A 10,203-nucleotide genomic window follows, 5' to 3' on the forward strand; every position below is an offset into this window, starting at 1 on the left:
GCCCTTTACCGTGCGCGCCGGGGCGATCTACTTCGTCACCCCCGCCGGCACCGGCAACGGCGACTATGCCACGCCGATGTCGCCGAGCGCCGCCTACACCCAGATGGGGCCGGGGAAGACGTTTTATTTCCGCGGCGGGACGTACGACCAGAACTACAGCGGCGGCGGGCTATACGGCTATCGCAATTACTCGCTCGACCAGGCGCACGGCGGAACCGCGGGCTCGCCGATGGCGATGGTCGGATATCCGGGCGAAACCGCCGTATTTCAGTACTTGGACATTACCCGCAGCAACATCGGCATGAATAACGGCGGTTCGCCAGCCAATTACGTGACGTTCGCCAATTTCACGCTTCATGGCGGATCGGCGTGTTTCGAGGACGGCGGATTCTACTCGAATCCAAAAAGCGGTGGAGTGGGCATCCGGCTGATCGGCAGCGTCATGGACGCCGCTTACGGAACCTCCAATACGATGACCGGCGTGATCCTGATTCAGAACGACTATTGGAAAGTGCTTGGAAACGAGCTCAAGAATACCGGTTCGGGCACGCCGATCAACAACAACCACGGCATCTACAATCAGGCCGCGGCCAGTTACACCGAGATCGCCTGGAACTATTTCCACGACCTGCGCATAGGGCACGTGATCCAGGTGCATACCGACCCGTACTATTCATACTACGACGTCCGTATTCACGACAACGTGATCGCCAAGGGCGCCAACGGCGACAGCCGCGCCATCAACGTCGGCAATGCCAACGGCGACAGCTACGGCAGCATCTACAACAACATCATCGACGATGTCGGCGGTGATTTCAGCGCCATTGCCATCTGGTCGGGCAGTTGGAAGATTTACAACAACACGATGAACAATATCCACACGCCGAATTCGGACATGATATTCGTGACCAATGCCGCGTACGCGAGTTTTGGTGCGCCAAGCTCGTGGCTGCCGGCGCCGCGCGTCGATATCAAAGACAATATCTTTTACTCGGACGGCAGTTCTTCGTATTTCTCGGCGTCCACCAGCACCCCGGCGCCGGCGATCACGATGGATCACAATCTATACTACAACTTCGGCGCCGCGCCGTCCCAGGACACGGCGCCGATCACCGGCAACCCGCTGTTCGTCAACGCCGCGGCCGGGAACTTCCACCTGCAAAGCGGCAGTCCCGCGACGAATACGGGCACCACCAGCGTCAGCACCGTCGTGACCATGGATCACGATGGTGTGAACCGTCCGCAGGGCGGTGGGTATGATGTCGGAGCGTACGAACAGTAGCTTTTAGAAGCGGGCGCTTGAGGTGACGGATGTCTCCGCGTGGATGACCGCCGCGGAAAACATGCCCGGAGGCAGCAGGCGATTCAAGTGTGCCCCAAGTAATCGCAAGCACCCCGGGAACCCGCCAGACCGGCCCCGCGTTCAGCAGATCCGCGGCAGCGGATCGTCTTCCAGTTCGTCGAGCATGCGCTCGCCGCCGAGCGCGGTTTGCATCACCACAAAACGTTTGGTTTTATCCACTTTGCCAATAACGGCGGCGTCGCGGCCCATGGGCAGGGCGCGCCACGCGGCGAGCGCCGCCGGTGCCTGGTCCAAGGCCACCACCGCGACCACTCTTCCCTCGCAGGCGAGATACAGCGGATCGTAACCGAGCATTTCACATACCGAGGCCACCGCCTCGCGCACCGGAATCGCATTTTCATCCATATATATGCCGAAGCCCGTGGCGCGGCGGATTTCATGCGCGATCATCGCCAGTCCGCCGCGGGTAGGGTCGCGCATGAAGCGCAGGCCGGGGAAGGGAAGCAGCGCCTGCGTCAGCGGCAACACGCTCGCGCAATCGGACTGCAGATCGCCGCGCATGCCGAATTCCTCGCGCGCCAGCATCACGGCGATGCCGTGATCGCCCACCGGGCCGCTGACGAGGATGACGTCGCCGTTGGTTATCCGGTCCATCCCCAGGCGTATTTTTTTGTCACGCACGCCCACGCCGGTGGTGGCGAGATAGAGCCCGCCACCCTCGCCGCGCGGCACCACCTTGGTGTCGCCGGCCGCGATGCGCACACCGGCCGCTTTCGCGGCGCGCCCGAGGCTCGCGATGACACGCTCCAGTTGCGCCACCTCCAGGCCTTCCTCGATGAAAGCATTGAGGCTGAAATAAAGCGGTGTCGCGCCCGCCACGGCGAGATCGTTTACCGTGCCGTGCACCGCCAGCGAACCGATGTCGCCGCCGGGAAATTCCAACGGCTTCACGGTGAAGCCGTCGGTGGTGAACATAATCTCGCCATCCGGTGTCGGCAGCGGGACGGCGTCGGCCTGGACATCCAGAAGCGAATTGGCCAGATGCGGCGCGAACACAAGTTCGATCAGTTCGCGCATCAGGCGTCCACCATTGCCATGAGCGAGCGTGATGTATTTGGCGTCGAGCGTTTCCGGTTTGGCATTCATTTCTGTTTCATTCCAGCCTCGACGATCTGGCCGAAGCTGATACCGGCGTCGTTGCAGGGGATTTCATGCGTTAGCCGCACGTCGAATCCGCTGGCGCGCAGGAGCATCAGCGTATGTTCTGTCAGCACGCGATTCTGGAACACGCCGCCGCTCAGCCCCACGGTCAGTTCACCGTGTTCCTCGCGCGCCGCGTTCGCCTGTGCCACGATGGCCTGGGCCAAACTGGCGTGGAATCCGTCGGCGCGTTCTGCGAGAGAATGTTTTTCATTCATCAGGAACGGCAGCAACGGGGCCCAGTCGGATTCGCGGATTCCCTCACGGTTGAGCGCCATCGGCAGTGGAATCGCTTGAGCCTTTTCGTCTGCACACGCCGCTTCGAGCATCATCGGCCCCTGACCTTCGTAGCTGGAGCGGTGATTCAATCCCGTCAACGCCGCGGCCGCATCGAACAACCTCCCGACCGCCGTGGTTTGTGGACAGTTCAGCCGGCGCTGCCAAGCGTGATGTGCCAGCATCGGGTCTTCGGGACACTGTTTCCATTCGATACCGGCCTCCCAGCACAGCGACAGCGCCGAGCGCCACGGCTCGCGCCCGGCCTTTTCCCCGCCGGGCACATGAAACGGCCGCAGGCTGCCGACGCGTTGCCACGCGCCGGGCGAACCCAGCAGCGTTTCGCCGCCCCACAGCGTGCCATCGCCGCCGTAACCCACGCCGTCCCAGGTGAACACCAGCCAGTTTTTCACGTCCAGATGTTCGCCGGCGAGCGCGGAGGCGTGTGCGTAATGATGCAGCACCGGGATCACCGGAACGCCGGCGCGCCGCGCCCAGCGCGAGCTGACATACACGGGATGCACGTCGCAGACAATGGACCGGGCGCGCACGCCATAGAGCGTCTGCAGGTCAGCGATGACCTGCTCGAACACGGCCAGACTGCGCGGCGCATCGAGGTCGCCGATGTGCGGAGAGATCACGGCGCGGTCGTCCCAGGCGAGCGCCACCGTATTTTTCATGTGTCCGCCGACGGCAAGCAGCGGCTGGTCCAGCCGGAAAGGCAAAGTGAGTTCCAGCGGCGCGCTGCCGCGCCCGAGACGCAACGGGCGCGCATGTCCGGCGATGACGCGGAAAACGGGATCGTCCGCCGGCCGTTGGATCGGGCGGTCGTGATGCAGAAACGCCTCAGCGACGTGCACGAGCCGTTCATTTACTTCATTGTTTTGCGTCAATACCGGTTCGCCGCTGATATTGGCCGAGGTGGCGACCAGCGGCCCGCCGAAGTCCTCGAGCAGCAGATGATGCAGGGGACTGTACGGCAGCATCGCGCCGATTTCTTTCAGTCCCGGCGCCACGCGCGGCGACAGCGGCGCGTGCGCTTTTTTGCTCACCAGCACGATCGGTCGCATGGGATCGCGCAGCCAGCGCTCGTGTTCCGGTGTCAATTCCGCAACCGCGCGTACGGCGTCCAGCCCATCCGCGCCCTGCACCGGAAACATGACGGCGAGCGGCTTGTGCGGACGCGGTTTTTTCGCGCGCAGCCGCGCGATGGCGATGTCGTTACGCGCATCGCACATCAGGTGATAGCCGCCGATGCCTTTGACGGCGATGATCTTGCCTGCGCGCAGCGCCGCGACGGCTTCCGCGTGTGCCGCGGCGTTATCCTTGATATCGGCACCCGCCGGGGAGGCAAAATGCAGCACCGGGCCGCATGCGGGACAGGCGACCGGTTCCGCATGAAATCGCCGGTCGAGCGGGTTCTCGTATTCCTGTTGGCACTCCGGACACCTCGCGAATTCCGACATCGTGGTGTTGATGCGGTCGTAAGGCAGTTTTCGGATGAGCGTGTAGCGTGGCCCGCACTGGGTGCAGTTGATGAACGGATAGCGGTACCGACGATTGCTCGGATCGCGCAACTCACGCAGGCAATCGTCGCAGGCGAAATAATCCGGTGGCACGTGGATATCGGCACGCGCATTTTTCTCACTCGGCAAAATAGCGAAAGCATCGAGAGATTGTGCTTCGACTGTGTGGCGTGTGACGATTTCAGGCCGCGCCAGCGGCGGGGCTTCAGCGATGAGTGCGTGGGAAAACTGCGCCAAAGCGCCCGGTTCGCCTTGCGCGAAGATTTCCACCTGACCCATCTGATTTTTCACCCAGCCGTTCAGTCCATAACGGTACGCCAGGCGGAAGATAAAAGGGCGGAAACCCACGCCCTGTACGCGCCCGGCGACAAGCCATTTTTGCGCCTGGGTGAGGGTAATCAGATCCATGGGGTTGGACACGGGCATATCGCTGTATCTATGTTCGCACCATGCTGCCTGGCACTGCAAAAAAACACCAAGAATATATTACTGTATTACTGTGTTTAGAGTCATCGGCCAAGCATGTCGTCCGTTTTCCGCGCGAATACACACGATACCGCCTGATTTAGCTGAAACAACAACCTGGGCATGGTTATTACCCTATAGTTAGTTTAAACCAATTATTAACCCGCAGTCTCAGCCATGAGCATGGACCGCAATTTTGCAGCGCTTGTATTAGGAATGCTGTGTCTGGTGGCTGCTCAGGCTGAAGACCGTACCGCCGGCGGGGAGGCGATTCTTTTCCAGGATATTCCCACGGTGTACGGCGCGTCGAAGTACGAACAGAAGCGGAACGAAGCGCCCGCTGCGGTCAGCATCGTCACCTCTGAAGAAATCGACAAGTACGGCTACCGCACGCTGGCGGATATCCTGCGCAGCGTGCCCGGCTTTTTCACTTCCTCCGACCGTGCCTATACCTACGCGGGCGTACGCGGCTTCGAGCGGCCCGGGGATTTCAATAGCCGCATCCTGCTGCTTGTGGACGGCTTCCGCCTCAACGACAACATATTCGATCAGGCCTTTCTCGGTAACGATTCCATTATCGATGTGGATACCATCGATCGCGTTGAGATTATCCGCGGTCCGGGCTCCTCGCTATACGGCACAAATGCGTTTTTCGCCACCATCAACGTCATCACCAAACGCGGTCGTGACTTGAAAGGCGGCGAGGTGACGGGCGAAGCCGGAAGTTTCCATACCTACAAGGGTCGCCTGGCGTATGGCGACAAGCTGGAAAATGGCGTGGAGATGCTGTTCGCGGTTTCCCGTTACGACAGCCGCGGCCAGTCGTTTTTCTTTCCTGAGTTCAACAGTCCCGCCACCAATAACGGCATCGCGCAAGGCGTCGACCGTGAACAGTACAAGAATTTGTTCGCCAAAGTATCGCTCCGCGACCTCAGCTTGACCGCTGGTTATGTTTCCCGCGACAAGGTTTTGCCCACGGCCCCTTTTGGAACGGTCTTTAACGATCCCGGCACGCGTATTACCGATCCTCAACTGGGCTTCGTCAATCTCAAGTACGAGCACGATCTCGCCGTGGCGTCCCGGATCATGGTGCGCGTGGGATATAGCTCCTATTACTACGAAGGAAATTATCTTTATCCCGCCGGGGTTACACGCGATCAGGACTATGGACGATGGTGGGATACTGAGGCGCAGCTTACGCAAACGCTGAATGACCGCCACAAACTTGTCGTCGGCGTGGAGCGGCAGAACAACACCCGGCAGGATCAGAACACCTACGATTACGGCACCAACTCCGCGCTTCTCGCGGATCACCGCAACTCCACCCGTCACGCCTTGTATGTCCAGGATGAGTATCGCGCGCGCGACGACCTGCGTGTAAACGCCGGCGCACGGTACGACAAGTATGAATCGTTTGGTGGCACCTTCAGTCCGCGGCTCGGCGTGATCTTCAGCGCCACCGACAACACCACGCTGAAGTTTCTCTATGGCCGGGCGTTCCGCGCGCCCAACGTCTTTGAGACTTACTTTAACGATGCGGGTCTCACACAAAAAGGTAATCCGAATCTGAAGCCTGAAACAATCGATACCTACGAGTTTGTGGCCGAGCAGTCCTTGGCACCCGGGCTGCGCGGCGCGGTTTCGGTCTACCATTACGAAATCAAGGAGTTGATCACCCAACAGACCGATCCGGCGGATGGGCTGACGGTCTTTAACAACGTTAACAAAATCAGCGCCAACGGTGTTGAATTCGAGATGGAAGGGAAGTTTACGCCGCGCCTGGATGGGCGCGCGAGCTACGCCATCCAGCAAAGCAAAGACGCGGATACCGATCAGGCGCTGACCAATTCACCGCAGCATCTGGCGAAGCTCAATCTCAACACTCCACTTGTCGGGCAAAAAATATTCGCCGGCCTCGAAGTGCAGGCGACCAGCCGGCGCAAGACGCTGGCTGGCAATTATGCCGCGGGGTTCGCCACCGTGAACGCCACGCTTTTTAGCCGTAAGTGGCTCAGAGACTTCGAAGCGTCCGTGGGCGTGTACAACCTGTTCGATCGGCGTTATGGGGACCCTGTCAGCGTGGACTACACCCAAGACACGATCGAGCAGGACGGTCGGACCTACCGTCTGAAAGTGAAGTATGGGTTTTGATCCGGCTTATGAAATCATTCATTGTTCGCCGGTCAGTCGTTGTCCTGTTCGTTGTTCTCGCCCTGATGCCTGGTTGCGCCGGTGCGGCCGTACCTGAGAAGGAATCCCGTATCGGCGTTCTGCTGAGCCAGGACGCGGGTCCCTACCAGGAAACACTGGACGGTTTCAAACGCTACCTCGAACAACAGGGCGTCCGGGTCAGGCTCGAGGTGGTGTCGCTCCAGGGCGACGCCGCGCAAGCTGGAGCGGCCATGCAGCAACTGCGCGCGCAACCGCTCAATCTGCTGTTTACCCTCGGCTCGCTCGCGACCCAGAGCGCGGTCCGTGAGAATTCCAGCACACCGATTATCGCCAGCCTGATCCTCAAGAAGACCGATCTCGGCAATGCGCCCAACGTCACCGGCGTGGTGCTGCAGTTTCCCGTGGAGCTCGAGTTGCGCTGGATGCAGCGTCTCCTTCCCGGCCAGCACAATGTCGGCGTGCTGTACAACCCGTCGGAAAATCAGCAGCGTATTGACGACGCGGCGGAAGCGGCCAAAACCCTGGGGCTCACGTTACAGGCGCGCAAGGTCGAATCCCCGCGGGATCTTCCCGACGAGTTGGAAAGTATGGCCCAGCGCGCGGATGTCCTGTGGGGCCTGGCGGATCAGATGATCATGACGCCGCAGACGGCCAAGCCCATTCTGCTGTTTTCATTCCGCAATCGCATACCCGTGGTCGGGCTGTCGCAGTCTTGGGTCAAGGCTGGCGCGTTGTATGCGCTTGACCGTGACTACGGCGATATCGGTATGCAATGCGGCGAGATGGCGCTCAAGTTGTTGCGGGGAACGCCGGTGAGTGCGCTGCCGCCGACGCCGCCGCGCAAGGTGACTTATTCGATCAATCTCAAAACTGCAACCCACATGAAACTCGACATTCCCAAGGCCCTGATCCAGGGCGCGCGCGAAGTCATCGAGTAGGGGTGGCGATATGCGAACGGAAAAACGCTACGGTCTGGTTACCAAGTTCAATGCGCTGATCATCAGCCTGATCCTGGCCACCACGATGGGAACCGTGGCATTTCTGTTCTGGTACGAAACTTCGGAGTACGCGGAGCAAGTGGTGCGTGATGGCGAAGCGATCGCGCGTATCGTCTCGGAGAATAGCGAGTATGCCGTGTATACCCAGAACCCGGATGCGCTGACCCAGGTCGTCCAAAATCTTAAGGTCTATTCGTATGTGGTGTATGTTCGCTTTGCTGATAAAGGTGGTAAGACATTGCTGGAGAAAAGTCTGCGGCCAGCCGTCACTCTCCCGCCCATGCGCCAGCATAGACAGTTCGTCACCAACAGCAACGTACAGATTGCCGAAGTGGTGGGAGATTCCCGTGACGTGCGTTACATGGATTTTCTCGTGCCCGTGACGGCTGCCGCGGCTACCGATCCGGCCGCAATGTCTCTTGAGATCGGGCCAGGTCCGGGTCAGCGGGAAATCATCGGCTATCTCCAGTTTGGCCTGAGCCAGGAAGCCAGCCAGCGACAAATCGAAGCGTTTACCCTGGTTGCGGCCTTGTCCACTACTGTGTTCGTGTTGCTGGGTGTGAGCATTACGATCTTTCTGACACGCCGCATCACTTTACCCATCCGCGATCTGGCGCAAGCGACCCGCGCCGTCGCCGACGGCGATCTCGATCATCGCATCGCCATCCGCACCCGGGATGAGATCCGCGATCTCGCCACCGCATTCAATGACATGCTCGGAAAGCTCAAGCTGTCCCGGGAAGAGGTCGAGAGCTATCAGCAAACGCTGGAGGAAAAGGTGGAGAGCCGCACGCGCGAACTGGAGACGGAACGCCGGAAGGCCGTTGAGCTTGCGCATCAGGCCGAGGAGGCGAGCCGTGCCAAGTCCCAGTTTCTCGCCAACATGAGCCATGAAATCCGCACGCCGATGAACGGGGTCATCGGCATGGTTGATCTGCTGCAGAATACAGAACTGACACCGAAACAGCGCCGCTTCGCCGAGGCCGCGCACCGTTCAGCCGAATCCCTGCTCGGCCTTATCAACGATATTCTGGATTTCTCCAAAATCGAGGCGGGCAAGTTGACGCTGGAGACGATCCCGCTCGATCTGCACCAGATGCTGGATGATGTCTGCGAGCTTCTTGCCGATTCCGCGCAACGCAAGGGTCTCGAGCTCGCCTGTCTGGTTGAAAACGATGCGCCGACCGAACTCCTCGGCGATCCCGGCCGGTTGCGCCAGATTCTGATCAACCTCATGGGCAACGCCATCAAGTTCACCGAGCACGGCGAGGTCGTGGTGCGCGCGGGTGGCATCGAGCAGACGCCGGAAGCGGCGCTGCTGCGCTTTGAGGTCAAGGACACGGGCATCGGCATTGACGCGGAGGCGCAGGCACGGATTTTCAGCGCCTTCACGCAGGCGGACGGCTCCACCACGCGCCATTACGGCGGAACGGGGTTGGGTCTCGCCATTGTCCGCCAGCTTGTGGAGATGATGGGAGGGTCGGTCGGCGTCGAGAGCGAAGTCGGCAAGGGTTCGACTTTCTGGTTTACCATGCGGTTCGGCAGGCAGCCGCCCGGTAGTCACAGCAAACCCGTGCCATGGCATGACCTGCGCGGACTGCGGGTGCTGATTGTGGATGACAACGCCACCAACCGCGACATCCTGCGCCATCAGACGCAGTCCTGGGGCATGCATGAGGAGAGCGCGGAAGATGGGTTCGGCGCCCTGGAGAAATTACGCAAAGCGGCCGCGGGCGGAGCCGCCTTCGATATCGTTATTCTGGATATGATGATGCCGGGGATGGACGGGCTTGCGCTGGCGCACGCCATCAAGGCTGATCCCGCCATAGCCACCGCGCATCTGGTGATGCTGACGTCTGTGGGATTGCGCGGTGACGCTACCCAGGCGCGCGATTCCGGTATTGACGGCTATCTCAGCAAGCCGGTACGCCAATCCGAGCTGTACGATTGCATCGCTACCGTTATGGGCAAGGTAGTGGGCGATGGCACGCTGATAACGCGCCATAACGTTTCCACACCGCGACAGCGTTCGAACGCGCGTCTGTTACTCGCCGAGGATAATCCGGTCAATCAGGAAGTGGCAACCGGGATGCTCGAAATGCTTGGATATCGCGCCGATGTCGTAGCCGATGGTCAGGAGGCACTCGAGGCACTGGCGCGCGGGAGCTATGACCTGATTCTGATGGATTGCCAGATGCCGCGCCTCGATGGGTTCGAGGCGACCAGGGCGATACGACGGGAGGAACAGGACGGGCAAAAGAAA

General features: G+C 60.4%; 6 protein-coding genes. 4 read left to right on the forward strand and 2 right to left on the reverse strand.

Features of this window, described 5'->3' with window-relative positions; translation table 11 throughout:
• A partial coding sequence (locus ACC569_RS12670; RefSeq protein WP_372523898.1) for a choice-of-anchor Q domain-containing protein occupies positions 1-1,282 on the forward strand: 1,282 nt, incomplete at its 5' end.
• A 141-nt stretch (positions 1,283-1,423) separates the two neighbouring features.
• Here ACC569_RS12670 and hypE read toward each other — a convergent pair.
• Together hypE and hypF are read right to left on the reverse strand one after the other, a co-directional pair.
• On the reverse strand, positions 1,424-2,449 hold the full coding sequence (hypE, locus tag ACC569_RS12675; protein ID WP_372523899.1) for a hydrogenase expression/formation protein HypE: 1,026 nt from the start codon (positions 2,447-2,449) through the stop codon (positions 1,424-1,426).
• Complete coding sequence (gene hypF, locus ACC569_RS12680) at positions 2,446-4,713, reverse strand: carbamoyltransferase HypF (RefSeq protein ID WP_372523900.1); 2,268 nt, start codon at positions 4,711-4,713, stop codon at positions 2,446-2,448. Before hypF ends, hypE begins: the two co-directional genes overlap by 4 nt.
• A 234-nt stretch (positions 4,714-4,947) precedes the next feature.
• Between hypF and ACC569_RS12685 the strand changes: the two genes are divergently transcribed.
• From ACC569_RS12685 to ACC569_RS12695, 3 genes are all read left to right on the forward strand, one after another.
• The gene (locus ACC569_RS12685; RefSeq protein ID WP_372523901.1) at positions 4,948-6,921 is read left to right on the forward strand and encodes a TonB-dependent receptor plug domain-containing protein; all 1,974 of its coding nucleotides are present in this window, start codon (positions 4,948-4,950) and stop codon (positions 6,919-6,921) included.
• Positions 6,922-6,929: 8 nt separating this feature from the next.
• Complete coding sequence (locus ACC569_RS12690; RefSeq protein WP_372523902.1) at positions 6,930-7,880, forward strand: ABC transporter substrate-binding protein; 951 nt, start codon at positions 6,930-6,932, stop codon at positions 7,878-7,880.
• 10 nt (positions 7,881-7,890) lie between these two features.
• A partial coding sequence (locus tag ACC569_RS12695; RefSeq protein WP_372523903.1) for a response regulator occupies positions 7,891-10,203 on the forward strand: 2,313 nt, incomplete at its 3' end.

The sequence above is a fragment of the Sulfuricaulis sp. genome (assembly GCF_041499725.1).
Taxonomy (GTDB): Bacteria; Pseudomonadota; Gammaproteobacteria; order Acidiferrobacterales; family Sulfurifustaceae; genus Sulfuricaulis.